This is a genomic window from Halorhabdus amylolytica (genome assembly GCF_004944975.1).
GTDB classification, from domain to species: Archaea; Halobacteriota; Halobacteria; order Halobacteriales; family Haloarculaceae; genus Halorhabdus; species Halorhabdus amylolytica.
This window is the reverse complement of record NZ_SPQG01000002.1, coordinates 112343-136387: the sequence shown is the minus strand read 5'-3', so window position 1 is coordinate 136387 and position 24045 is coordinate 112343. Positions and strand designations below refer to the sequence as shown.

Genomic DNA, 24045 nt, shown 5'->3' with positions numbered 1-24045 from the left:
CCATGCGCAATGTGGACGTCGTAGGCCCGGGGGAAAAGCGTATGTCGCGATCGCGTTCGAAAGCGATCCGTTGCGTCGCCCCGAGCGGTCGGACCGTCGACGAGGACTCCTCGGATGTGCCCCAACAGCACCGAATGATCGAGACGTTCTCTCCACCAGAATCTGACAACAATAGTATTGTTACGACCACATATATTCAATCACGCTTTGAAAGGGACGTATGGACCACCGCGGATCGCGGTCGAGAGAGGGCGTAGGAGTGCGATCGAATCGCCTCTGGATCGGCCTGGTTGTGGCCCTGCTGGTAGGGTCGAGCGTCGCGGCGATCCCGGGCGCCGTCTCCGCTCAGCAAGCCACTCAAAGCGTCGTGGGAGAACCCGATATCACGTTCAGCACAGCTAGTGGGTCGGTCACCGCTGGAACTGCCAGCGAACTCGCCGTCTCTATCACCAACCGCGGGGAAGTCTACCGAACCGGCCCGCCGGGCTACGAGGACCAGGTTACCACGGCACGGGCGATGACGCTCCGGTTCAAGGACGGCAACGTGCCGATCGACGTCAAGTCGGGTGAAGTTGCCGCCGGTTCCGTTCCAATCGGGAGTACGTCCCAGACCGTCCCGATCACGGTCGCCGAGAATACCGACCCCGGTACGTACAAGATCCCCATCGAATACGAGTACCTCTACACCCGCGCGGTCGAATACAACGCTAACGGCGTCGTCGACCGGACCGAGTATACCCGCACCAAAACTGGCTCGATCACCGTCAGAGTCGAAGAGGACGCCCGCTTCGAGGTGATCGAAACGAACGGCACCGCACAGGTCGGTGACACCAGCGACGTTTCAGTCACGCTGGAAAACACCGGCACCCAGACCGCACACAGCGCCACCGTCGTCGCCTCCTCCCAGAGCGGTGCAATGCGTTTCGACGCCGGATCACCGAACGCCAGCGCCTATATCGGCGAGTGGGCACCCGACGAGACCCGCACCGTCACCTACGACGTGGGCCTGGCACCCGAAGCCAGTGTCCGGGAGTACACGGTGGGTCTCACCGTCAACTACGAAGACAGTGACGGCATCCCACAACAATCCGGCTCGCTGACCGCCGGCATCGACACCCTCCCCGAACAATCGTTCGCCCTCTCGAACGTCGAATCGACGCTTCGCGTCGGTCAAGACGGGCAGATATGTGGGACAGTTCGGAACGACGGACCGGATCCAGTCAGGAACGTGAAACTCACGCTGGGGGAAAGTGCGTTCGTGCCCCGAAGTGGGAGTTACGCCGTCGGGGACCTCGACATCGGCGAAACCGCCACGTTTCAGTTCACGGTGGCCGTTCCCCGGAGTGCCGATCCGGTCCCCCAACAGATCGACGTCACGACGACCTACCGGACTGACGAGGACAATCGCGACCGGTCCATGACGGATCCTATCCAGGTCGAGATCGCCGAGCGTCGAGATGCACTCACAGCGAGGGCGATCGACGCCAGGTTCGCCGCGGGCGAATCGGGGGAGCTCGGGGTCGAAGTCACGAACCAGCGCGACGTCGAACTCCGGGATGTACAGGTGAACCTCACCCTCACCGAACCGCTGGACAGTGACTTCCGGACCACCGTGATCCCGTCGTTGGGGGCCGGCGAGACCAGCACCGTCACGTTCGACCTCGAAGTCGACGGGGGCGCGCCGGCAAGTCAGTTCCCGGCGACGGTCGGGATCGAATACGTCGGGCCGGACGGCGATCGGGAGACCGCCCGTCCGTCGACGATCACCGTCACCGTGACAGAGGCGGGCGGCGAGGACCTCTCCATCGAACTAGTCGTTCTCGCCGTGTTGGTCGTCCTCGTCGCCGTCGGTGCGTGGTGGTTCTATGGGCACTGACTCCGCCGAGACACCGCCGATCGAGGTGACTGAACTCTCGAAGGATTACGGGGAGGTGCTCGCGAATGATTCGCTGTCGTTCACCGTCCGGAAGGGGGAAGTGTTCGGGTTCCTCGGCCCGAACGGTGCCGGGAAGTCGACACTGATCCGGATGCTTCTTGGACTGTTGAAGCCGACCGGGGGGACGGCGACTGTTCTCGGCGCGGACATTCACGACGAGGAGGCCCTGATCGAAGCGAAGCGACGGATCGGATATCTCCCCGCACAGCTCGGGTTCGAGGAGGCAGTTACTGGCGAGGAGATCCTCGACTACCACGCCTCGATGAAGGGCGAGCAGAGAGTTGACGAACTGCTCGACATCTTCTCGCCGCCGCTGGAACGACCGATCCGGGAGTATTCGACCGGGAACGAGCGGATGCTCGGCCTGATCCAGGCGTTCATGCACGACCCTGATCTCGTGATCATGGACGAACCCACGTCAGGGCTCGACCCCCTCATGCAGGAGGAGTTTAACGAGTTCGTCAGGCGCGAACGCGACGCGGGAACGACGATCTTCTTCTCCTCTCACGTGTTGAGCGAGGTTCGGCGCGTCTGTGATCGGGTTGGGATCGTCCGGGCCGGCGAACTCGTCGAACTCGAGGACGTCGAAACGTTGCTCGATCAAGGTGGCAAGCGGGTTCGCGTCCACACGACCGACGATGCCAGTGGGAAAATCACGGCTCTCGACGGCGTGGTCGACGTGACGCAGTTCCCGGACGGGGTGCAATTCATCTACACCGGCGAGTACAACGCCCTCATCGAGGAGTTGGCCACCCACGATGTCCACGACGTCGAGATCAGCGAACCCCCGCTCGAAGACGTTTTCGTCCACTATTACGGGACGTCCGGGACTGAGAGCGGGTCCGGGACTGAGAACGAGTCCGGGACTGAGAACGGGTCCAGGACTGAGAACGGGTCCGGGACGGAAACCCGGACTGACGGGGAGAGTATCGATGTTTGAAACCGCGCGATACGAGGCTGGGCGCCGCGTCCGGGGAACCGTACTGCTCTCGATCGGGATCAGTCTCTATGCCGCGTTCATCGTCTGGTATTTCACCGTCCTCGAAGGGGTATCGATCGAGAAACTCTTCGAGGAGTTGCCACCTGCGATGCAGGACGCCTTCGGCGCCGAGTCGCTGTCAACGATCGGGGGGTTCCTCGGCGCGGAAGTCTACAGTTTCATCTGGGTCCTCGGACTGGGGTTGTACCTCGCGTACGTTGCGGGCGGGATGATCGCCGGCGATGTCGAGAACGACCGGCTGGATCTGTTGCTCTCGTTTCCGATCTCCCGAGGACGACTCCTCGCCGAGAAGTTCGCCTCGCTACTGCTCCCCATCGTGGTCGTCAACGTCGTCGTCGGCTGTGCCGTGTACCTTTTGGTCGACGCCGTCGGCGAGTCGATCGAACTGACGCATCTCGCGTTGACTCACGCGTTGTCGATCCCCTACCTGCTCGTCTGTGCAGCGATCGGGACAGTCTTTTCCGTCCTGGTCAGTCGGGCCGCGATCGCGGAGCGTGGAGCCATCGGTCTCGTGTTCGTGTTGTTCCTCGTCGAGTCGGCGGTCGGCAGCGCCGAGGAGTACGACTGGATCCAGTACGTCAGTCCGACCCACTATTACGATCCCACCACGTTGCTGGTCGACGGCTCGTACGAACTGATCGACAGCGCCATCCTCCTGCTTGCGTTTCTGGCGTTGCTCCTCCTCAGTGGGATCGTGTTCGACCAGCGAGACATCTGAAGCCGGGCATGGATCCCGATAAACGCGGCGCCACGGTAATTGTTCCCGAAATCACTCACTCGAACGAGGAGAGAAGTCGCCGGTGACCGACCGTTTTTCACGCCGTCGCCCGTCACCCAGTCCATGCACAACGTGGACGCCGCGGGCCTGGGGATCGGCGATGACCACCCGCCACGGATCATGGGCGTGCTCAACGTGAGCCGGGAGTCGCCTTACAATCCGAGCGTCTTTTCGGACCCAGGCGAGGCAGCCACCTACGTCGAGGACATGATCGACGCGGGCGCTGACATCGTCGACGTCGGTCTCGAATCAGCCAACAAGCGCCTGGACGTGCTCTCCGCCGAGGAAGAGCGCGAACGTCTCGACACTGCGATCGAGACCATCGAATCAGTGAGCGGTGACGCCGTCTTCTCGATCGAGACCCGCTACAGCGCGGTCGCCGACGAAGCCCTCGCCCGCGGGTTCGACATGGTCAACGACGTCTGTGGCTTCGCCGATCCCGAGATGCCTGCAGTCTGTGACGAGTACGACGCCGCGGTCGTGAAGATGGCCAGTCCGCCGGACCTGGGGCGACCGGGAGCCGTCGAAGAGACCGACTGGACCGAACGGTGTGGCGAGGGCTGGGTCGAAGACGCCGATTACGTCGATGAAGTCTACGAGGCACTCAAGCAGGGTGGGTTCACCGAGAAAACGATCGTCGACCCGGCCTTCGGCGGCTGGAGCGAGGCCCAGACTGTCGAAGACGATCGGGAGACGCTCCGCCGTCTCCGGGAATTCCGTGGACTCGACCGACCGATCCTGGTATCGATCAACCGGAAGAACTTCCTCCGGGAACTCGCCGGACGATCGACCGAGGCGGCCCTGCCGGTCAGCCTCGCGGCGACCGCGATGGCCGTCGAACGTGGCGCCCACGTGATCCGGACCCATGACGTGAGCGAGACACTGGACGCCGCGATCATCGGCGACGAATTCGCCCGCGAACGCGGACGTGATCTCGAACGGGGCGTCGAGGAACTCGACGTGACCCGGGTCACCGAGGCCGAACGACACTTCGAGCGCGTCGATGCAGCGGCGATAGACCCGGCGGAAGCCGTCACGCGAGTCTTCGAGTTGACGGGACTGGACGACCGGCCAGCGGACGAGATAGCCGCGCTGGCGAGTGACCACGGCGTCCAGTTCCTCAGCGGGGAGCGGAGTCACCTACTCGTGGGGACGCCCGCCGCTCTCGATCGGTTGGCAACGACCGCACGGAAACGAGCACTCCCGGATCGGCTCGTCGAGAGACTGGAATACGTGGCGAGCGAGGCCGAGTGATGGACTTCGCGACCTGGGAACCGGTATACGAGGCCATCCTCGCCGACTTCGGATACGATCGGGAGGGCGACGAGCGAGCGCGGGATCTGCTCGCCTCGCTGGTCGAATCAGTCGACGCCCGGCCATACGTTCCCGAAGAAGACGCGTTCTCCGGAGAGACCGTGGCGATTGCGGGCGCCGGACCATCGCTGCTCGAAGAGATCGATCGGGTCCGGGCAGCCGACACCGTCGTCGCTGCCTCGACGGCGGCCGACAGGCTTCGGGAGGCGGGACTAACTCCGGATCTCGTGGTGACCGACCTCGACAAACATCCCGGGACAGTACGTGAACTGACCAACGAGGGGGTTTCGGTGGCCGTTCACGCACACGGCGACAACGTCCCCCTACTCCGGCAGTACGTCCCCACGTTGGAACTGGAGTGCGTACTCCCCACGACGCAGGCCGCCCCGACCGGGTCGGTCGCGAACTACGGGGGATTCACGGACGGCGATCGAGCGGCGTTCCTGGCTGACCACCTCGACGCCGACGAGTTCGTCTTCCCGGGTTGGGACTTCGACGACCAGTCACTCGGGGACGAGAAGCGACGAAAACTCGCGTGGGCCGAACGCCTGCTGTACTGGCTTGAAGATCGCCGCGAGGAGCGGTTCGGGATACTCGATGGCCGACGGGCGGACGTCGAGGTGGACGCGCTCGGTCACTCGCGGTCGTAGAGACTACCGACCAGCGAGCCGAGCGTGCCCAGGACGAACGGGTAGGCGAACGCGAAGGCGGCGGCCTGCAGGCGGTCCGGTGCCGCGGTCACCTGACCCTCCGCGGCAGTGACGACGAACAGGAAGGTGCCGGCGACGGCGACGACGACGTAGCCCAGAGCCATTGCGAACCCGGTCAGACCCGACTCGAGGAAGTCCGGCGACGGATCGAGTGACAGCGCCCCGAACAGGACGCCGGCAGCGACCAACGCGACGATCGGGACGGCGAAGTACACTGCCAACGGCAGTTCGGTTACGCTCGCCTCCAACAGGAAGTTCGTCCGTCGTCCACCGGCGATCACGATACCCCCTGGCGCAGTGACGATCCGGTCGACGAACTGTGCGTTGTAGAAGAGGTGACCGATCTGGGTGAGACGGGAAGACTGCGACGGCGCGTCGATCGAGGCCGGCCCGAGGTAGAACAGCACCGCGAAGAGGACGTATCCGACGACCCAGGCGGCGACGCCGGCGAGAATGCCCCGTAACCACGGGAATTCGAACATGCCGTCCAGGTCGTCCGAAAGCAGCGACCCGTCGTCGCCCTCCGCGGAGTCGTTTCGTGACACGTCCGAACAATCCCCGAAGACGGGCAAAAAACCACCGGCCACTGTCCACCCGCGAGACGACGACTTCAGTCCTCAGGTTCGAACTCGAGAGCAGCCGAGTTGATGCAGTAGCGCTTGCCGGTCGGGTCCGGGCCGTCGTCGAAGACGTGACCCAGATGGCCGCCACACTCCCCACAGAGGACTTCAGTCCGTTCCATGCCGTGACGGGTGTCGAGTTCGGTCTCGACGTTTCCGTCCTCGATCACGTCGGTGAAACTCGGCCAGCCGTGGCCGGACTCGAACTGCCGTTCGGTGTCGAACAATGCCGTCCCACAGCCGGCACACCGGAAGACCCCGTCGTCGTCGACATCGAGGTATTCCCCGCTGAACTTCGGCTCAGTACCACGCTCGCGGAGGATGTGATACTCCTCCTCGGTCAGGACCTCGCGCCACTCCGTCTCGGAGTCTGGGACCGCTTCGCTGGATTCGTCCATACGCACACGTGGACTTCAGGCGGTAAATGCCCACTGGAGTGGGCAGATCCCGAACATGCCTCGGGACGAACTGGAGGGGGAACCGAACTGAGCTACCCCGACGGGTCGAACGCCCGCACGGATTGACGATCGAGGAAGGCCGGTTCCGTTTTCCGGACGCTCGTGGCGTGAAATCCCCTATAATCGTCCACACAGACCGTAAAGAGCGAAAACGGTATATTCGGGGCTACGAAAAGTAGAGGCAAGAAATGTCACAATCAGACACACAGAGCCGGTGGGGCGATCCCGGGGCGCTGGGATTCGCGCCGCTGGCCGGGATCAACCTCGCCTTCGCGGGCGACTTCCTGGGCTGGTGGGGAAGCGAGGCCGGACTGCTGGTCGCCGCGATCGGACTGGTCGGCGGAATTTGTCAGTTCGCCGCAGGGACGATCCTCCTCCGCAAGGGCGATTCGACCGGCGGGACGCTGATGGCCACCTTCGGGATGCTGTTCATGTGGGGGCCGGGCCTGATGCTCGTTGCCGACGCCATCGGGCCGGTCGGCTCGCTCAATCCCTTTTTCGGCGCGTGGACGCTCTTCCTGGGCGTCCTTCTGGGAATGTGGTCGATCGCGCTGGTCGTCCAGCCGTGGTTCGAGTTCCTCATTGGCCCGACCGGTGGGCTGACGCTGATCAGCGCCGGCCTCGCGGACCTGTTCGCGTTCCCGCGGGCGATCGCCGGCGTGCTCTTCCTGTGGCTGTTCGTCTGGGGACTGTACATGCTTGCTCACAGCCTGGCCGCGAACGTCGGCGTGTCCGTCCCGCTTGGTCGTCCCGCCGCCGAGTGGCTCGGTGTCGATACGGACGCCCCTTCGACCGCCAGCGCGCCCGCGAGTGGCGATTAGGACCCAAAACAATCGAGCACAGCTGTCGGGGTACAGAGGACGAGATCCTCACGGTCGAGTGCGCTCTCTCTCAAATCTCCGATGACGTTCTCCAGGTCTGAAGGGCGCGGCTTCCCGTCCCGCAGGGTGGAACGTAAACGGGTTCTACCTCGGCTACCGTCGGGACTCCGTGACCAGTGTCGTCTTTCGGATCCACCGACATCCGTACACGACGAGTGTCTCCCGATCAGCGCCTGCATTCCGTAGGAGAAGCCACTCCCGTTCCGGCTCCCGATCAAGTATTATGCACACGATAATATTATCGCATGCATAATGAAATCCCGGTCTCGCCGGGGGACTGATCCGGGCCCCGTGGTCAAAGCTGTCGTCGGATCGTCTCGGCCGTCGTGTCTCCGACGCCCGGGACATCCCGCAATTCCTCCGTCGACGCCTCGCGAACCCCCTCGACGCTCCCGAACCGTCCCAACAGCCGCTGGCGAAGTTCGGGGCCGATCCCCGGCACGTCGTCGAGCGCCGTCGACGCCTCGTCCCGGAGCGTCCCGTGATATTGCACTGCGAACCTGTGTGCCTCGTCGCGGACGCGCTGGAGGAGCCGCAACTGTGGTGCGTCCCCATCCCAGTCGAAGGTCCGCTCCGTCGTGATCACGCGTTCCTCGGCCTTCGCCAGGGCCACCGCGGGCACGTCCCAGCCGGCGGCGTCGAGGGCCTCCCGGGCGGCCGCGAGTTGTCCCTCGCCGCCGTCGATCAAGAGCAGATCGGGATCGGGCCGGTCGTCCCGGCCCTCGATCGCCCGTTCGGCCCGCCAGCCGATCAGCGTCCGCATAGCCGCGTAGTCGTCGTTGCCCTCCGGGAGTTTCTTGCGCCGGTAATCGGGTTTCTCCGGGGTGCCGTCGAGGAAACAGACGTCGCTGCCGACGACGCCCGAACCGCCGGTGTGGCTCACGTCGAACCCCTCGATGCGGTCGGCGGCATCCAGATCGAGCGCCTCGGCCAGCGCCGCGACGCCGTCGTCCCGTCCCGTCCCGCGCCGGGCGTTCTTCAGCGCGAGGTCGACCAGCGTCGCCTCCCGTCCCGCCCCGGGGACGACCACGCTAACGCCGGCATCGGTCAACCAGGAGCGGACCTCGTCGTCAGTCAATCGATCGGAGAGAAGGAGGCGGTCCGGGAGCTCTCGGTCGGCGTAGTACTGGGGGACGAAAGCGGCCAGCACGTCGCCGCCCTGCTGTCCGTCCGGTGTCTCGACGGCGTGACGTTCCCGCTCGACCAGCGAACCCTCGTTGCTGTGGAGGCGTGCGACGGTCGCCGCCTCGCCCTCCAGAGCGACCGCCAGGACGTCAGTCGTTCGGTCGTCACTGGCAGCGACGGCCGTCCCACCACCCTCGTGGAAGGATTCGACGACAGCGAGTCGATCCCGGAGGTTCGCCGCCCGTTCGAAGGCCGCCGACTCGGCTGCCCGGTCCATCTCCTCGCGGATCGGCTCCGCGAGCACGCCGGTCTCACCGCGGAAAAAGCGCCGGACAGCCTCGACATCCTGGCGGTAGGTTTCCGGATCGATCTCGCCGGTACAGGGCGCCGAACAGAGCCCGATGTCGTAGTCCAGACACGGGCGATCGCGGTTTGCGTACTTGTGGTCCGAACACCCACGCAGACCGAACGTCTCCCGGATCGACTTGACGACAGTCTCGATGTCCCGCTTGTCCGTGAATGGCCCGAATACGTCCGCGCCCTCGTCGGGATCGCGCGTGATCTCGATCCGTGGCGCGGCGTGGTCGGTCAGTTGGACGAGCGGATAGGACTTGTCGTCGCGCAACCGAACGTTGTAGCGTGGCTGGTGGCGCTTGATGAGGTTGGCCTCCAGGAGGAGCGCCTGCGTCTCGGTGTCGGTAATGACTACCTCGATAGCGTCGGCCCGTTCGACCATCCGCCGGATGCGTTCGCCGCGGGGATCGGTGTACGATCGGACGCGATCCCGAAGGTCGATGGCTTTGCCGACGTAGAGGACAGTTCCGTCCTCGCTCGAACTATCGAAAAACTGGTAGACACCCGGCTCCGTCGGAAGCTCGCCGGCACGGGTTCGAACCTCGGCCGAATCCATCGAGCGGGAATACGATCCGGAGCGAATTGAACGTGGCGTCGACGCCGTCGGCCGGGGGACGTACCGCCCGGACGCTCACCCGAACCGTTCCAGCAGGTCGAGCGATCGCCGGCTCCCGCTCCCGGGAGAAACCCCCTCCGGGAGGATCGCTTCCCGGAGTCGAGCCACAGTTCTTTCGGCGTCGTCGGGTGAAGCCGCGATCGGGAGGTCCTCGCCGCCGGCGATCGAGACGACCAGTCGGGTCTCCCGGGTATAGATATAGATGGCGACGGGAACCAGCGCAACCAACAGCAAAAGCGCGCCGAGCATGCGCATGTAGTCGTCGAGACTGGAGATGATCGAGATCATTCCCTGGAGCATACCCAAGATGCCGCCGATCCCCAGTTGACCGGTGCTGCCGGTATCAGTGAGATCGATGTTACCCATCAACGCCCCGAAGTCGACGGCCATGCCTACGCCGAGCAGGACGATCCCGAAGAGACCGGCACGGAACCCGGTCAGCAGGAAGCGCGTCTCCCCCGTGGTCCTGACGGCGACGTCGGTGACGTTCGGGCGCTCGACCTGCCGGAAGTTCTCGCCGTCCATCTCCGGCGTGAACGCCAGCACCCGGTGGGTCGTGACGACCACGTGAGCCCCGCCTACCGAGACGCGCTCGGTCACATCCTCTCCCTCGTAGAGCAACTCCTCGACGCGATCGCTCCAGTCGGCCATCGAGTGAGCTTTGGGACGCGATCACAAGAAGCCACTGGCCGCCGGACGGGGCCGTCCCGCCCGATTCGTCGGTCGGAGGATACAACCCGTTACCCTGCCAAGAGCCCCCATGAGCGAGGAGACTGTACAGTGCTGGCTGGTCGAACGGGACTTCTACGACGAGGACCTGGTGACGCTCGTCTACGCGACCCGGGACGGATCGAGACACGTCACCCAGCAGCGATCGACGGCGCTGCTGATGAAAGAAGCGGTGACCGCCGCGATCGAGGTCGAACCGGACCGACTCGCGCCGGTCGATCCGGACGACCGTGACCGCTACGCCCGCGAAGCCGACCGGATGGCCGAGAACCATCGACCCGACGACGCCGTCTGAGTCTCCACCATACCCACGGCCGGTAGCTCAAAGCACGCTTTGACCGTCCGTGACCTTTTGGGTGATCGGAGCCCGTCTTCCGAACATGACACGGATTGGTCCCCCCACCGTCGAACAGTTCGATCACCTCCGTCCCGCACTCGGACACGCCCTGGTCGCAGCCGGGTTCTGGAGTGCCGTGGTCCTGGGGCTGGCGTCGTTGCCGCTGGTAATGTTCGGGCCGGCGCGGATCGACGTGGTCGCCCTCTTGCTCACCTGTAACGTACTCTGTCTGCTCGTGGGCCACCGACACGAGCCCACCGCCGACAGGGTGAACGGAGGTCGTCGGACGGAAAAGGACGGAGGACAGGGAGTCACCACTGGCGTCACGACAGGGTGACTGGAAACCGTCGGGGGAATCGACGACGAGAAATGATACTCTCACTGCATAAGCAACGCATAGAGGATCGACGCCATGCCGAGGAGTTGACTGGCCTGCATGATCCCGGCCAGATAGATCTCCTTGATCGGTAGCTGGAAGTCGAAGGCGACGATGAGGACGTACAGCAGGTAATCGAGCGTCCCGGGGAACGCAATCGCGAGGACGAACCCGATCGCGATGAACAGCATCGGGCGACTCGCATTCCGTCTGTAGCCCCGGAAGGCGACGTAAGCGATGGCGACGCTGATCGCGACCGTGATGGCCCCACCGGCTACCACCAGCAGTTCTGCCAGGCTCGATGGGGCAGAGACGCTCTGTAACGGGACGAGACCACCGTGAAGGGACTGGACATCGATCACGGCTACATACCCTCCACGAGCCTGGTGAAGCGATCGGCGATCGGTTCACGACGGTCGACGCTGACCTCGAAAGCACCTTCACGAAGAGTCACTGAGACTTCCGAAAGCGTCGCCGCGTACAGCTTTTCGTGATGGCCGCTCTCAGTGTCGAGCCGGGTCCGGACTTCGATCAGATCCAGCTCGTCGAGATCCTCGATGCGGCGGTAGATAGTCGGTCCCGACACGTCACAGTGGTCTGTGAGTTCCTTGGCAGTCATGGGTCGCGTACTCGTCGCTGCAAGGATTGTGCGCGCACAGTCGTCCTCGAGGAGAGCAGCGACATCCTCCAGGACGTCCTCGTCGGTCACGCACACCGGTTGCACTGTCCATCACTTAAATTGATAGTATCCCACGTACCTATCACGTGTGTTTACCTTCAGGGAGTGAAGGCCGACGTACGTTTATAAGTGAAAGCCAGCGGTACCCACGGTCGCTATGGTAGCCATCGAAACGAGTGGATTGGGCAAGGAGTACGGGGGCGGCGTCCTCGCGCTGGACGGGGTCGACCTCCGCGTCGAGGAGGGGGAAATCTTCGGCTTTCTGGGACCCAACGGGGCGGGGAAGTCGACGACGATCAACATCCTTCTCGACTTCGTTCGCCCGACAGAGGGATCGGCGACAGTCCTCGGGATGGACGCACAGCAACAGTCACAGGAGATCCGTCGGCGAACCGGCGTCCTTCCCGAGGGGTATCAGGTATACAGTCGACTGACGGGTCGCCAACACGTCGAGTTCGTCATCGACTCGAAGAACGTCGACGCGGACCCGTCCGCGCTCTTAGAGCGGGTCGGGATCCTCGAGGCCGCCGACCGGAAGGCCGGCGGCTACTCGAAAGGGATGAAACAGCGCCTCACGCTGGCGATGGCGCTGGTTGGCGAGCCCGAACTGCTCATCCTCGACGAACCCTCGACGGGGCTGGACCCCGCTGGCGCGCGGGAGATCCGCGAGATCGTCCGCGAGGAGCGTGATCGGGGGGCTACGGTGTTCTTCTCGAGTCACATCCTCGAACAGGTCGAAGCCGTCTGTGATCGGGTCGGCATCCTCCGGGCGGGCGAACTCGTCGCCGTCGACTCCATCGACGGACTGCGCGAGGCGGCCGGCGACGGTGCGACGCTGCGGGTCGAACTCGCGGACGTCACCGACGACGCCATCGCCGTCGTCGAAGGTGTCGATGGCGTCACGGACGTCCGGCGCCAGGACGGCGGACTAGTGGTCTCGGTCGGCAACGGCTCGAAGACGCGGGTTCTCTCAGCACTGGAGGACGCCGGCCACGAAGTGATGGACTTCCGAACGGAAGAGACGTCACTCGAAGAGATATTCATGAACTACACGGAGGGAGACCGATGAGTACGCTCGCCGTTGCCAAGAAGGACTTCCAGGACGCCCTTCGATCGAAAGCGCTGTGGGGGCTCTCAGCCCTTTTCGTCCTGCTGTCGCTGCTGATCGCCTACGTGTTCGCCGGGTTCACGGCGGAGATAGGTATCGAAGCACAGACAGCGAAGGGACTAGCGTACTTCCTCGCCAGCCAGATCACGCTGTTCGTCTCGATTACGGCGATCGTGATCGCTTACAAAGCAATCGCGGGTGAGCGTGAGAGTGGATCGATCAAGATCCTCCTTTCGCTACCGCACACCCGACGGGACGTCCTGCTGGGCAAGGTATTCGGGCGGAGCGCGACGCTTGCGGTCCCAACGTTGATTGGTCTGCTCGCGGGGGCAGCCCTCGGGGCCGCGCTGATGGGCGAAGTTGCACCCGTCGCGCTTGGCGCGCTGTTGTTGATGTCGCTTATTTTCGTCCTTACGTACATTTCCATCATAGTGGGCCTCTCGGCACTGACGGGATCGACCAGCCGCGCTTCGATGCTGACAATCAGCTTTTTCTTCGTCTTCGAACTGCTCTGGGGTGGCGTCTTGATCGGTATCTCCTGGATCTCCAGGGAACTCCCGTTCCTGAGTGACGATCCCGCATGGATCGACATTCTCGCACAGATACCACCCAGCGCAGCATATACGACAGGTCTGACTGCGCTCATTCCCGGCGACATCGGCCCGGCGGACGAAACCACAGCCGACGCGTTCTACCAGACGCCGTGGATCGGAATTGTCATACTCGTACTCTGGCTGGTCGTCCCGCTCGCGATCGGTTACTGGCGCTTCTCGAAGGTGGACCTCTGATCGGCCGTTCACAACGTTTCATACGGATTATTGTCGTGATGTACCGGTATCTGTCGACCCCCGGGTCGGCGTCATTCGGAAATAATCGACAATAATCCGTATCAGTGCCCGGCGACCGTCCATAGGGTAGTGACGGGGATGCTCGATCGGTTGCCGTCAATAGGGACGGTCCAGACGTGGCGAGATCGACCGGTAATGGCGTGGCTATTGATTGTTCTCACAGGCTCCCTCGGCGTTCGGGGGCTCCTCGGCGGCGGTCAGTTCATCGTCGACCCGTCCGGTGATCTCGTCGGACTCTCGACTGCCGAACTGTCCGGGTCACCGTTTAGTGATTTTCTCCTCCCGGGTATCGTTCTGTTTGTCGTTCTCGGTCTCGGGCCGATCCTGGTAGTCGTCGGCCTCACGCGGGAGCGACGGTGGGCGTGGTGGGGGGCCGTCGGGGTATCGGTCGCTCTGATCGCCTGGGTACTGGCCGAAGGATGGGTCGTCGGTTTCGGCGAGCGTTTGCAGGTTCCGAACCTCCTGTTGGCCATCACTATGCTGTCGTTCTCGCTTTCGCGTTCGGTCCGGAACCGATACGTCGGGTAGCGACGAGCCGCCACATCCGGCTCAGTGATGCCACCCGCGAACGACAGGATTATGACAGTTCCCCTGGAACGGCGTGCATGGTCGCCATCGACCTTACTGGCGTCACCAAGACGTACGGTGACGTCACAGCCCTCCAGGGAGTTGACCTGACCGTCGAGGACGGCGAGGTGTTCGGCTTCCTCGGCCCGAACGGCGCGGGCAAGTCCACGACGATCGATATCCTGCTCGATCACGCCCGCCCGACCGCCGGTCAGGCTACCGTTCTGGGAATGGATGCACAGGACGAAACCGTCGCTATTCGGGAACGGACGGGCGTGTTGCCCGAACAGTTCGGGCCACTCGGCGAGATGACCGGTCGCCAGCACGTCGCGTTCACCGTCGAGGCCAAGGACGCCGACGACGACCCCGACGCCATCTTACAGCGGGTCGGGATCGCCCACGCCGCCGATCGCCCCGCCAGCGGCTACTCGAAAGGGATGACTCAGCGCCTGATGCTCGGGATGGCCTTAGTCGGCGAGCCCGAGTTGCTCATCCTGGACGAACCGACGACCGGCCTCGATCCCAACGGGGCACGACAGATGCGACAGATCGTCCACGAGGAGGCCGACCGGGGCGCGACGGTGTTCTTCTCGAGTCACATCCTCGAACAGGTCGAGGCCGTCTGTGATCGTGTGGGCATCCTCGATGCGGGTAATCTCGTTGCCGTCGACTCCATCGACGGGCTCCGGGAGGCCGCCGGGACGACGGGCGAGATGGCCATCGTCCTCGACGCCGTCCCCGACGGTCTGGTGACGGACCTCGAAGACCTCGAGGGCGTCACGTCGGTTCGAGTCGAGGAGGATACCGTTACAGTCGGGTGTGAGAATCCCGCGAAGGGCGCCGTGGTCCGTTCCTGTCAGGACGCGGGCGCGACCGTCGAAAACATCGAGACCAGCGAGGCGAGCCTGGAGGATCTGTTCGCCGCCTACACGGGGGGTGTCTGAGATGCGCTGGTTGCAGATCGCCCGCAAGGACTTCGACGATTCCCGTCGGGAACGACAGCTGTACTACCTGCTGGCGCTGTTCGGCCTCGTCGGACTCGGAATCGGGTACTTCGTCGGAGACAACAGCGCCATGGCCGATGCGAGAATCCTCCCGTTCTTCCTGCTCAACCTCTTTGGCTTTCTCGCGCCGATCGCAGCATTGACCATCAGCCAGGGCGACATCGTGGGCAAGCGGGCGACTGGCGAGCTATCGGTCCTGTTGAGTTTGCCGTTTTCCCGACACGCGATCGTCCTCGGGAGCTTCATCGGACGTGTCGCAATCTCGACCGCCATCCTCCTGGTGACGTTCGTCCTCGCGATAGCGGTGGCGACGGCGATGGGCGCGCCGTTTGAGGCGGGACTACTCGTCGGGACGTTTCTCCTCGTCTGGGCGATCGGGGTGATCTTCGCGGCGATCGCACTCGGCATTTCGGCGCTGACGAGGTCCACGACGATTGCCGCTGGCGGCTCCTTCGGCGCCTTCCTGCTATTCGTCTTCCAGCTGTGGTCGCTCATCCCCACCGGAATCCGGTACGTGATCGGCGGCCTCTCGATCCCGGCGGGCCCGCGGCCCGAGTGGGCGGTCGTGTTCAACCAGCTGTCGCCGTTTGCCGGGCTCCGGAACCTCGCCCAGCCGTTCCTCCCGGATCTGCTCGGTGACTTCCCGCTCGCGCCGGGGGCCGTGGGGGCGAGTCCCCCGTGGTACCAGGAGCCGGTCTTCGCCGGGTTCGTCGTCCTCGCGTGGATCGTCCTGCCGCTCGCGATCGGGTTCTGGCGGTTCCAGACGACTGATCTCTGAGCGGATCGACTCGATCGACGTTATCGACCGATCGTCCCCTGACGGGTGATCGGTGCGTCGGGATGGATGCGGAACGCGACGAGCAGTGTATCCTCCCGGGCAGTGACTGTCGTCTCCCCTCCGTCGACGAGCAACCCGCTCTCGGTCTGCCCAAAGTACGTGTCTTCGGTAGTGACCGCCCCGTCAAAGACGTAGAAGTACGTGTCCCACCCCGGCTCGGTCGGTAGGTCGGTGCGGTCCCCCGCCGCGAGATGGACGTCGTAGAAGTGGACCGCGTTGCGGACGGAAAGCGGCGCATCCGATCCCTCGGGGCCGAAGAGGTGTCGCCACTCGCCGTCGACCGGCTCAGGGATCGGTTCGTGCTGGATGTCTGGCTCGAGGTCGAGGCTGTGGGGGCGGACGAAGATCTGGAGCATCCGCAGCGGCGGGTCCTCGGCGAGCGTTCGCTCCTCGTGCCAGAAGCCGCTGCCGGCGTTCATCACCAAGAGGTGCTCGGGATCGGTGACGAACTTGTTCCCCTCGCCGTCGTCGTGGCGCATCACGCCCGCGGGCACCCACGAGATGATCTCCTCGTTGCGGTGCTGGTGCATCGAAATGAGCGTGTCGGGATCCATGAACGACTCGACGACGGTCGCCAGCGGGCCGTACCCGTGGTCGTCGTGCTCGGGGAGGTTCCGCCCGGGGAAGTTGAAGTGCGTCCGGAACTTGCCCTGGTTCTGGGAGACGTCCGTGCGTGGGACTTTATGAAGGGTACCGGCCGATTCGAGACTCATTGGAGACAGTATTCAGGCTGGACGGGTATATGAGCGCGGGATGCGTCAAAATGGGTCGTGACGACGACGGTCGTCAGCGTCCGATCCCGGGCGGTGCTCGCTCACTCCAGGACGCCACGCTCGGCCAACAGTTCCTCGAACTCGTCCTCGTCGACGATCGGGACACCCTCGCTCTCGGCGCCCTCGCGCTTGCGCTGGCCGGGGTTCTCGCCGACCACGAGGTAGTCGGTGTTGCCCGAGACGCTGCCCGTCGCCGACCCGCCGTGGGCCTCGACGAGGTCCTGGGCCTCGCTGCGGGTGTAGTTCGAAAGCGTCCCGGTGAACACGAACGTCAGCCCGTCGAGTTCGTCGCCGCCTGCGACCTCGTAGGGCTGGGGATCGACGTGGTCGAGCAGACGCTCGATCGCCTCGCGATTGCGCTCGCTCTCGAAGAACTCCCGGATCTCTTCGGCGACCTTCGGACCGACGTCCTCGACGGCCTGTAACTCCTCGTGGTCGGCCACCATCACGGCCTCGAACGTGCCGAACTCCCGGGCCAGTGCGGTCGCCGTCGCGTCGCCCAGGGAGGGGACGTTCAAGGCTGCGAGAAAATCGTCGAGTGGCGGTTCGCGACTGGCTTCGAGTTCTTCCTGCAGGTTGGCGACCGACTGCATGCCCCACCCTTCCAACGAGGTGAGATCGAGCTGCCCGAGTTCGTACAGGTCGGCCAGTTCCTCGACCAGCCCCGCGTCGAGCAGTTGCTGGACGCGCTCCTCGCCGAGTCCCTCGATGTCCAACCCGTCGCGGCTGGCGTAGTGGACGATCGCGCGTTCGAGTTGTGCGGGACAGGCCAGCCCACCCGTACAGAACGCCAGCGGGCCGTCACGTTCGACCGGGCTGTCACAGACGGGGCACGTCTCCGGGAAGTCGAACGTCCCTTCGCTCGCGGCGTCGACGACCTCCGCGACCTCCGGGATCACGTCGCCGGCCCGCTGGACGCGTACCTCGTCGCCGACGTCGACGCCCAGGCGATCGATCTCGGCAGGATTGTGCAACGAGGCCCGCGAGACCGTCACGCCGCCGACTTCGACGGGATCCATCAACGCGACTGGCGTGAGCCGTCCCGTCCGGCCGACCTGGACGACAACGTCCCGGACGGTCGTGCGCTCGGTCCGGGCGGGGAACTTGTAGGCGAAGGCCCACCGCGGCGCGCGGGCCGTCGACCCAAGCGCCTCACAGGCCTCACGATCGTTCAGTTTGAGGACGACGCCGTCGATCTCGAAGGGCAGGTCGTCACGCCGATCGAGCAACCGATCTCGGTAGTCGATGGCGTCTTCGATCGAGTCGACCTCCTCGGCGAGATGGGTAACGCGCAATCCCCACTCCGGCAGGCGCTCGTAGATCTCGCTGTTGGTCCCAAACTCGACGCTGGAATCGAGGACGCCGAAGAAGTAGATCGCGAGTGGGCGCTCGGCGGTGATCGACGGGTCGAGTTGCCGGAGGGTGCCGGCAGCGGCGTTCCGCGGATTGGCGAAGGGATCGTCGCCGCGCTCGATGCGTTCGCGGTTGTACGCCTGGAAGTCCTCGGTCGGCATGAACACTTCGCCGCGGACCGTCAGCGTGTCCGGATAGTCGCCCCGCAATCTCCCCGGCACGCTCGGGATCGTCCGGACGTTCTCGGTGACGTCCTCGCCGACCTCGCCATCTCCACGGGTCGCCGCCCGCTGGTAGACGCCGTCCTCGTAGATCACTTCCACCGAGAGGCCGTCGAACTTCGGTTCACAGAAGTACGTCCGCACCTCGGGATCGAAGCCTGCATCGGCGAGTCCGCGGGCGACGCGGTCGTCGAACTCCCGGACGTCCGCGACCTCGCCACCCTGGTCGATCGACTGCATGGGTGCGACATGCTCGACTGATTCGAGTTCGTCCAGCGGTTCGCCTCCCACCCGCTGGGTTGGGCTGCCCTCCCGATCGAGGTCGAAGTGATCTTCGATGTCTTGCAGGCGGGCAAAGAGAGCGTCGTAGGTCCGGTCGCCGATCACGGGGTCGTTTGCGACGTAGTAGCGGTGATCGTGATACCTGATAGCCTCCCGTAACTTCTGGGCCTGTTCTCGGGCACCCTCGGCGTCGAGGTCCTCGAGGGGTTCGAAGTCCGTCGGTGGATCATCGACGTACGGATTGTCGTCCGGGGTGCCGACGTCAGCTGTCATTATCTCTCTGTCGCGGCCGCTCCCCCTTTGATGGTTCGATGAGCCTCGCCGCTTCCCGTTCAGTACGGACTCACGCGAACTGGCGTCCGGACGAACTCCTCGGCGTTGTGCGTCACGGCTGGTTCGTTCCGGGCCAGGACGATCCCCCATCTCATACGGATTATTGTCGTGATGTACCGGTATCCGTCGACCCCCGGGTCGGTGTCAGCCGGAAATAATCGACAATAATCCGTATCACACGGGCGTCACCAGATACGCACCCAGGAGGTCCAGCGTCATGAACACGCTGACGATGACGTGAGCGACCCGCAAGGCGACGAACAGTCGATCGTCACCGATCCAGCCGCGACGGTCGAAAATCAGTGCGATCCCCGAGATCAGCGTCAGCGCGCCGAGTACGACGGCTGCCCGCGCCAGGCCGTAATGATCGAACGTGACGACCGCCGGGACGAGTATGAAACGAGCCGACACAGCAATCACCCATTTACGGTCGGTGACCGACTGGAATGACGGACAGTGGCCGGTGCTCGTCGGACAGATCGGGTAGCGAGCGAACGTCGTCATCCCGGAACGCGCCGACCACGACCGTCGAGAGGTCGAGAGCCTCGGCCTGGAGGGAGACGTTCTCGGCAGCGTGGCCGGCTTCCATCAGGACGTACCGGCTCCGACCACGCGGCCCGTAGCGGTCGGTCGTTCGCTGGACATACCCGGGGCTTGGTAGGAAATAGCAATGAGCGTTGGTGGTCGTCTCGATTCCAACCCGCCGGAATGCGACAGAGACGCCTGAAAATACGTAACTCGACCTACAGCCCGGCGACGTCCTCGATCGCGTCGGTCAGTTCTTTGACACTCTCGACGGTGTGTTCGCCCATGTGACCGATGCGGAACGTCTTCTCGCCGAGCTGGGAGCCATAACCGTTCGCGAACACCATGTCGTACTCGTCGGACACCCGCTCGATGGTCTCGGCGACATCGATCCCCTGCGTGTTCTCGATGCAGGTGACCGTCTGGGAGCGGTAGTCCTCTTCGGCGTAGAGATCGAAGTGTTCCCGTGCCCACTCGTGGGTGTACTCGGCCATCTCGCGGTGGCGACGGTCACGCTCGTCGTGAGTCTCCTCGAGCATGTGCTTCATCTGCTTGCGGTAGGCAAGCATGATCGGGATCGCGGGCGTCGAGTGGGTCTGTCCCTTCCGGTCGTAGTAATCCAGCGTCCGCTGGAAGCCACCGTACCACGACGCACTGTCTTTCTCCAGTTCGCGTTCGTACGCGTCATCGCTGACGACCGCGACTGCGAGCCCAGGCGGCATTGCGAATGCTTTCTGGACAGAGGTGAAGATCACGTCGACGTTATGCTCGTCGATGTCGACGTAATCGCCGCCAAGCGAGGAGACGGCGTCGACGACGAAGTACGTGTCCGGGTACTCCGCGACAACGTCGCCGATCTCCTCGATCGGGTTCCGAACCCCGGTCGAGGACTCGTTCATCACGCAGGTGACGGCGTCGTAGTCGGTGTCGCTGCGTTCGAGGACCTCCCGGACGTCCTCGGGTTTGACCGCCTGGCCCCACTCGTATTCGAGGGTATCGACGGTTTTGCCGAGGCGACGGGCGACATTGGCCTGGCGCTCGCTGAAACTCCCGCAGGTCGTCACGAGGACGTTCTCCTCGACAAGGTTGAGGATCGAACTCTCCATGAACTCGGTCCCGGAGGCCGTGAGGATGATGACCTCGTTGTCAGTGTCCAGGAAGTCTTTGGTGTCCTCGACGATCGTCGTGTAAAGGTCGGTCATCCGGTCCATCCGGTGGCCGAACATGGGCTGGGCCATCTCCTCGATGACCTCCTCCCGGACTTCGGTGGGACCGGGGATATACAGCGTCTTCTCGGGGTAGTCGTCGGTATATTCGCGTTTCTCAGTCACGGATACCACCGTTCGTATGCCGACTCTCGCAGTCGGGACGCATGGTAGTTTTGATACGACGCCGAACAACCGGACAGATTGCGTCCCACTCTCGATCGTCACGCCCTTCCCACGGCACGAACGTTTTTGGATCTGCTCGACGACGGTTCGGACATGAAAACGAAACCGCTCGGCGCGACGGGCGAATCGGTGAGCGAACTCTCTCTCGGGGCGATGTACTTCGGCAGTCGGATCGACCGCGAGACGTCCTTCGCGTTGCTCGATCGCTACTACGAGGCCGGTGGTCGGTTCCTCGACACTGCCAACATCTACGCGACGTGGGTCGAGGGGTACGACGAGCCCGAGAGCGAACCGCTGGTCGGCGAATGGCTCGACGAGCGGGGCCTCCGCGAGGAGATGACGATCGCGACGAAGCTCGGATTCAGCTACGGTGACGTGCCCCGAAGTCTCGACCCGGATCTGATCGAACAGGAGATCGCTCGCAGCCGCGAGCGACTTGGGATCGAGACGATCGACCTGCTGTACGTCCACGTCGACGACCCGGACACCCCACAGGTCGACGTGATGGAGACGCTTGCCGGGGCCGTCGACGCCGGTCACGTTCGGCATCTCGGGGCGAGCAACGTACCCGCCTGGCGGATCGCGCGCGCCAACCGGATCGCCGCCGAACGGGGCTGGCCCCGCTTCGAAGCCGTCCAGACACGCTTCTCGTACATGATCCCCGACCGCGACGCCGACTTCGACGGGCAACTCCCGGCGGGTGACGAACTGATCGACTACTGTGACCAGGAAGAGCTGACCGTCCTCCCGTACTCGCCGACACTCCAGGGCTCGTACGGCCGCGACGACCGTCCCATCCCCGACGGGTACGTCCGATCGGAGAACCGCCTCAAGATGGAACTCGTCGAGAACCTCGCCGAACGGAAGGGCGTCGACGGCAACGCGCTCGTCCAGGCGTGGATGCTCGACCGCGAACAACCGACGATCCCCGTCGTCGGCGTCAGTACGATCGACCAACTGGAAGCGAACCTGCAGGCCAGCGAGATTACCTTCACGGACGCCGAACGCGACCGGCTGAACGCGATCGAATCGCTCGGCTTCGACGAGTGGGACCTGCGCGGGGAGTAATCCGGCACTGTAACCCCGCGAAACGACGGTTAGTCCTCGTCTCCGATCCACGGAATTCGTTCGGAGATCACGACATACCACACTAAAATTGGACTAATAACGATAGAGACTTCAGAATTCAGCGCAATAATCACCCGAGGAACAGACACTGGTTCGAGATATACTTCTCTCACTATCGTTGCTAGTAATACTCAGTACCTCACAAAGCTGGTTAGTTAGAACGTCTGCTTGCTGAGGATGTGCACTCCAACAAGCAAGCAGACAATGAAATCCACGAGGACCAGCTCCTTAACTTCTCGTCAATACGCTCAACGAGGAAGTCGCTCTCGACCTCGGTGCAAATGCTGAAATCGATGCTGAGGATATCTACGAGGTCCTCGTCGGCGCGACCGCCGACGGGACCTCGTCTCTACGCTCTGTCGCTCCAGCGCAGACTCGCCATCAACAAACACGATCCTCTACCATCTCCGGACGAAGTTCGAGCCGGAACGGCTCGAACGAGTCGCTAACACACTCCTTCGGCGATATATTGTCGAATTGCTTCCCGAGCAGGTGGGGGTCTATGCAGACCCTCACTGCGGCCCTACTACGGTGACGAAGACGACACAGACGGCCTCTACCACTCCGAAGCAAAGCGCGGAACCACCGCGTTCCACGCTTACGCCACACTCTACGCGCGTGTGTCGAACAAACGGTATACGCTGGCGGTCCGCCGTCTGCAAGACGGCGATACCGCCAGCAGTGTTCTCGCTGAGTTCCCCGGTGTTCTCGACGGCCTTGACTCCGAGGTCAAGGCCGTCTACCTCGATCGTGGATTCTACGACAGCAAGTATCTCACGTTACTCTACGCACACAACTACGCCTACGTGATGCCGATCATCCAGTGGGGGAAGACGATTCAGCAGGAACTCTCGAAAGGGTGGAGCCACGTCATCAGCCCCGTCTACATCGACTGTACGTACCTAAATGGACGGTACGACGAGAATGGTGTGGCGCGTCACGGCTACGCCGCTGACGCGCCGTTCATCGAGACACCACGCGACGCTCGATACCTACTCGAAACGCTTCGGTATCGAGTCGAGCTATCGCTTGTCTGAGCAAGCGATAGCGACGACGACAACACGAGATTCCACAGTGAGACTGCTGTACGTTGTGGTGAGTCTGCTGTTGCGGAACGCCTGGCGGTATCTCTACCACGAATACGTGGCGACGCCCCGCCGAGGCGGGCGTCGCCTCTGGTGGTGGCCCTACAAGGAGTTCATCAATATGGTTCGACGGGCTGCGTGGACGGCCCTCGCGGTGCGTCGGGCCGTCCCCGCGAATCGGCCACCAGACGACCGGTTCCACCGCTAGTCACCGACCGAGTACGTCGCTTCGTGAGTGGCAACGCTGTCACGTCGGCGGCTGAGCGCCGCCGACAGCGACAGCCCCCACCAATTCATCCGTGATTACTTCGAGAGTATCGGCAATAGATTCTCTTCGACACAGAACTCACGCATCAGAAGCAGTCATCTGAGGACGCTTTGTGAGGTACTGAATCTTGCTCTCATCTTCAGACCCAATAGAATACTGTAGAGTTTTCTACTACTGATGGACCTACTTCTATATCACTTCACCTGGAAGATTTGGGGCCCGAATATGTTATTTCTAACAGTTAACTATATTCTTAAGTATATTATTAAGACACAAGATATTTTTTGACGGTACAAATTTATCACAGTGTGCAGCATAGAGCCCTCCTCATAAGTCTGTGTCTCGTTTTAGCCGGATGTAGCGGAATGCCTGCGATAAATACGACACAGACTACCAATCCCCAGAGTA

At 63.4% G+C, this 24045-nt stretch carries 24 protein-coding genes and 2 pseudogenes; 15 read left to right on the top strand and 11 right to left on the bottom strand.

The annotated features are described in order from the left end of the window. Positions 1-220 precede the first annotated feature (220 nt). The 5 genes and pseudogenes from E3374_RS03245 to E3374_RS03225 all read left to right on the top strand — a co-directional run bounded on the left by E3374_RS03245 (position 221) and on the right by E3374_RS03225 (position 5678). The gene (locus E3374_RS03245; RefSeq protein WP_136687596.1) at positions 221-1876 is read left to right on the top strand and encodes a COG1361 S-layer family protein; all 1656 of its coding nucleotides are present in this window, start codon (positions 221-223) and stop codon (positions 1874-1876) included. Positions 1877-1934: 58 nt separating this feature from the next. Beyond that, positions 1935-2876, top strand: a pseudogene (locus E3374_RS03240) (ATP-binding cassette domain-containing protein); the annotation flags it as partial. Further along, positions 2869-3654, top strand: a complete 786-nt coding sequence (locus E3374_RS03235) for an ABC transporter permease (protein ID WP_136687594.1) — start codon at positions 2869-2871, stop codon at positions 3652-3654. The pseudogene E3374_RS03240 and the gene E3374_RS03235, both read left to right, overlap by 8 nt. A gap of 123 nt (positions 3655-3777) precedes the next feature. Further along, the gene (gene folP, locus E3374_RS03230; protein ID WP_136687593.1) at positions 3778-4968 is read left to right on the top strand and encodes a dihydropteroate synthase; all 1191 of its coding nucleotides are present in this window, start codon (positions 3778-3780) and stop codon (positions 4966-4968) included. Continuing rightward, positions 4968-5678: a 6-hydroxymethylpterin diphosphokinase MptE-like protein gene (locus E3374_RS03225; protein WP_136687592.1), complete on the top strand. Its 711-nt coding sequence runs from the start codon at positions 4968-4970 to the stop codon at positions 5676-5678. The genes folP and E3374_RS03225 overlap by 1 nt, the downstream gene beginning before the upstream one ends. Here the strand turns inward: E3374_RS03225 and E3374_RS03220 are convergent. Further along, complete coding sequence (locus tag E3374_RS03220) at positions 5663-6283, bottom strand: hypothetical protein (RefSeq protein ID WP_136687591.1); 621 nt, start codon at positions 6281-6283, stop codon at positions 5663-5665. The two genes, E3374_RS03225 and E3374_RS03220, sit on opposite strands and share 16 nt — an antisense overlap. A 65-nt stretch (positions 6284-6348) precedes the next feature. After that, complete coding sequence (gene msrB, locus E3374_RS03215) at positions 6349-6756, bottom strand: peptide-methionine (R)-S-oxide reductase MsrB (protein ID WP_136687590.1); 408 nt, start codon at positions 6754-6756, stop codon at positions 6349-6351. A 248-nt stretch (positions 6757-7004) separates the two neighbouring features. Here msrB and E3374_RS03210 point away from each other — a divergent pair, with 248 nt between their 5' ends. Then, complete coding sequence (locus E3374_RS03210; protein ID WP_136687589.1) at positions 7005-7637, top strand: acetate uptake transporter family protein; 633 nt, start codon at positions 7005-7007, stop codon at positions 7635-7637. A gap of 355 nt (positions 7638-7992) precedes the next feature. Here the strand turns inward: E3374_RS03210 and E3374_RS03205 are convergent, their stop codons facing one another. Both E3374_RS03205 and E3374_RS03200 read right to left on the bottom strand, forming a co-directional pair. Continuing rightward, positions 7993-9732: an excinuclease ABC subunit C gene (locus E3374_RS03205; protein ID WP_136687588.1), complete on the bottom strand. Its 1740-nt coding sequence runs from the start codon at positions 9730-9732 to the stop codon at positions 7993-7995. A gap of 75 nt (positions 9733-9807) precedes the next feature. Next, positions 9808-10443: a hypothetical protein gene (locus E3374_RS03200; RefSeq protein WP_136687587.1), complete on the bottom strand. Its 636-nt coding sequence runs from the start codon at positions 10441-10443 to the stop codon at positions 9808-9810. 109 nt (positions 10444-10552) lie between these two features. Here E3374_RS03200 and E3374_RS03195 point away from each other — a divergent pair, with 109 nt between their 5' ends. Beyond that, positions 10553-10816 carry a hypothetical protein gene (locus E3374_RS03195; RefSeq protein WP_136687586.1) on the top strand — a complete coding sequence of 88 codons (264 nt, stop codon included), beginning with the start codon at positions 10553-10555 and terminating at the stop codon, positions 10814-10816. Between the two features lie 85 nt (positions 10817-10901). Next, positions 10902-11195 carry a hypothetical protein gene (locus E3374_RS03190; RefSeq protein ID WP_136687585.1) on the top strand — a complete coding sequence of 98 codons (294 nt, stop codon included), beginning with the start codon at positions 10902-10904 and terminating at the stop codon, positions 11193-11195. Between the two features lie 41 nt (positions 11196-11236). Here the strand turns inward: E3374_RS03190 and E3374_RS03185 are convergent, their stop codons facing one another. Together E3374_RS03185 and E3374_RS03180 are read right to left on the bottom strand one after the other, a co-directional pair. After that, positions 11237-11596: a DUF7521 family protein gene (locus tag E3374_RS03185; protein ID WP_136687584.1), complete on the bottom strand. Its 360-nt coding sequence runs from the start codon at positions 11594-11596 to the stop codon at positions 11237-11239. Positions 11597-11598: 2 nt separating this feature from the next. After that, positions 11599-11943 (bottom strand): ArsR/SmtB family transcription factor, encoded by a 345-nt coding sequence (locus E3374_RS03180; RefSeq protein WP_136687583.1) that lies wholly within the window; start codon positions 11941-11943, stop codon positions 11599-11601. A gap of 127 nt (positions 11944-12070) precedes the next feature. On the opposite strand from E3374_RS03180, the gene E3374_RS03175 reads away from it, so the two are divergent. From E3374_RS03175 to E3374_RS03155, 5 genes are all read left to right on the top strand, one after another. Continuing rightward, positions 12071-12982, top strand: coding sequence for an ABC transporter ATP-binding protein (locus E3374_RS03175; RefSeq protein ID WP_136687582.1), 912 nt, complete (start codon positions 12071-12073; stop codon positions 12980-12982). Next, positions 12979-13809: an ABC transporter permease gene (locus E3374_RS03170; protein ID WP_136687581.1), complete on the top strand. Its 831-nt coding sequence runs from the start codon at positions 12979-12981 to the stop codon at positions 13807-13809. The genes E3374_RS03175 and E3374_RS03170 overlap by 4 nt, the downstream gene beginning before the upstream one ends. A 195-nt stretch (positions 13810-14004) precedes the next feature. Continuing rightward, positions 14005-14397 (top strand): hypothetical protein, encoded by a 393-nt coding sequence (locus E3374_RS03165; protein ID WP_136687580.1) that lies wholly within the window; start codon positions 14005-14007, stop codon positions 14395-14397. 77 nt (positions 14398-14474) lie between these two features. Next, positions 14475-15380, top strand: coding sequence for an ABC transporter ATP-binding protein (locus E3374_RS03160; protein WP_136687579.1), 906 nt, complete (start codon positions 14475-14477; stop codon positions 15378-15380). Between the two features lies 1 nt (position 15381). Then, positions 15382-16218, top strand: coding sequence for an ABC transporter permease subunit (locus tag E3374_RS03155; protein WP_136687578.1), 837 nt, complete (start codon positions 15382-15384; stop codon positions 16216-16218). Between the two features lie 20 nt (positions 16219-16238). On the opposite strand, the gene E3374_RS03150 is transcribed toward E3374_RS03155, so the two are convergent. From E3374_RS03150 to E3374_RS03130, 5 genes are all read right to left on the bottom strand, one after another. Next, a complete protein-coding gene (locus E3374_RS03150) occupies positions 16239-16991 on the bottom strand; it encodes a pirin family protein (protein ID WP_136687577.1) in 753 nt (250 codons plus the stop codon). 101 nt (positions 16992-17092) lie between these two features. Continuing rightward, positions 17093-19180 carry an NAD-dependent DNA ligase LigA gene (gene ligA, locus E3374_RS03145; RefSeq protein ID WP_136687576.1) on the bottom strand — a complete coding sequence of 696 codons (2088 nt, stop codon included), beginning with the start codon at positions 19178-19180 and terminating at the stop codon, positions 17093-17095. Between the two features lie 234 nt (positions 19181-19414). Next, on the bottom strand, positions 19415-19651 hold the full coding sequence (locus E3374_RS03140) for a hypothetical protein (protein WP_136687575.1): 237 nt from the start codon (positions 19649-19651) through the stop codon (positions 19415-19417). 13 nt (positions 19652-19664) lie between these two features. Continuing rightward, positions 19665-19934 carry a nitroreductase family protein gene (locus E3374_RS17830; RefSeq protein ID WP_136687574.1) on the bottom strand — a complete coding sequence of 90 codons (270 nt, stop codon included), beginning with the start codon at positions 19932-19934 and terminating at the stop codon, positions 19665-19667. A 49-nt stretch (positions 19935-19983) separates the two neighbouring features. Continuing rightward, positions 19984-21096 carry a pyridoxal-phosphate-dependent aminotransferase family protein gene (locus E3374_RS03130; protein WP_136687573.1) on the bottom strand — a complete coding sequence of 371 codons (1113 nt, stop codon included), beginning with the start codon at positions 21094-21096 and terminating at the stop codon, positions 19984-19986. Between the two features lie 153 nt (positions 21097-21249). On the opposite strand from E3374_RS03130, the gene E3374_RS03125 reads away from it, so the two are divergent. Both E3374_RS03125 and E3374_RS03120 read left to right on the top strand, forming a co-directional pair. Beyond that, entirely contained in the window at positions 21250-22224 is a 975-nt protein-coding gene (locus E3374_RS03125; protein WP_136687572.1) for an aldo/keto reductase, read from the top strand. Between the two features lie 239 nt (positions 22225-22463). Next, positions 22464-23577 (top strand): annotated as a pseudogene (locus tag E3374_RS03120) (ISH3 family transposase). The last annotated feature ends 468 nt before the right edge of the window (positions 23578-24045 follow it).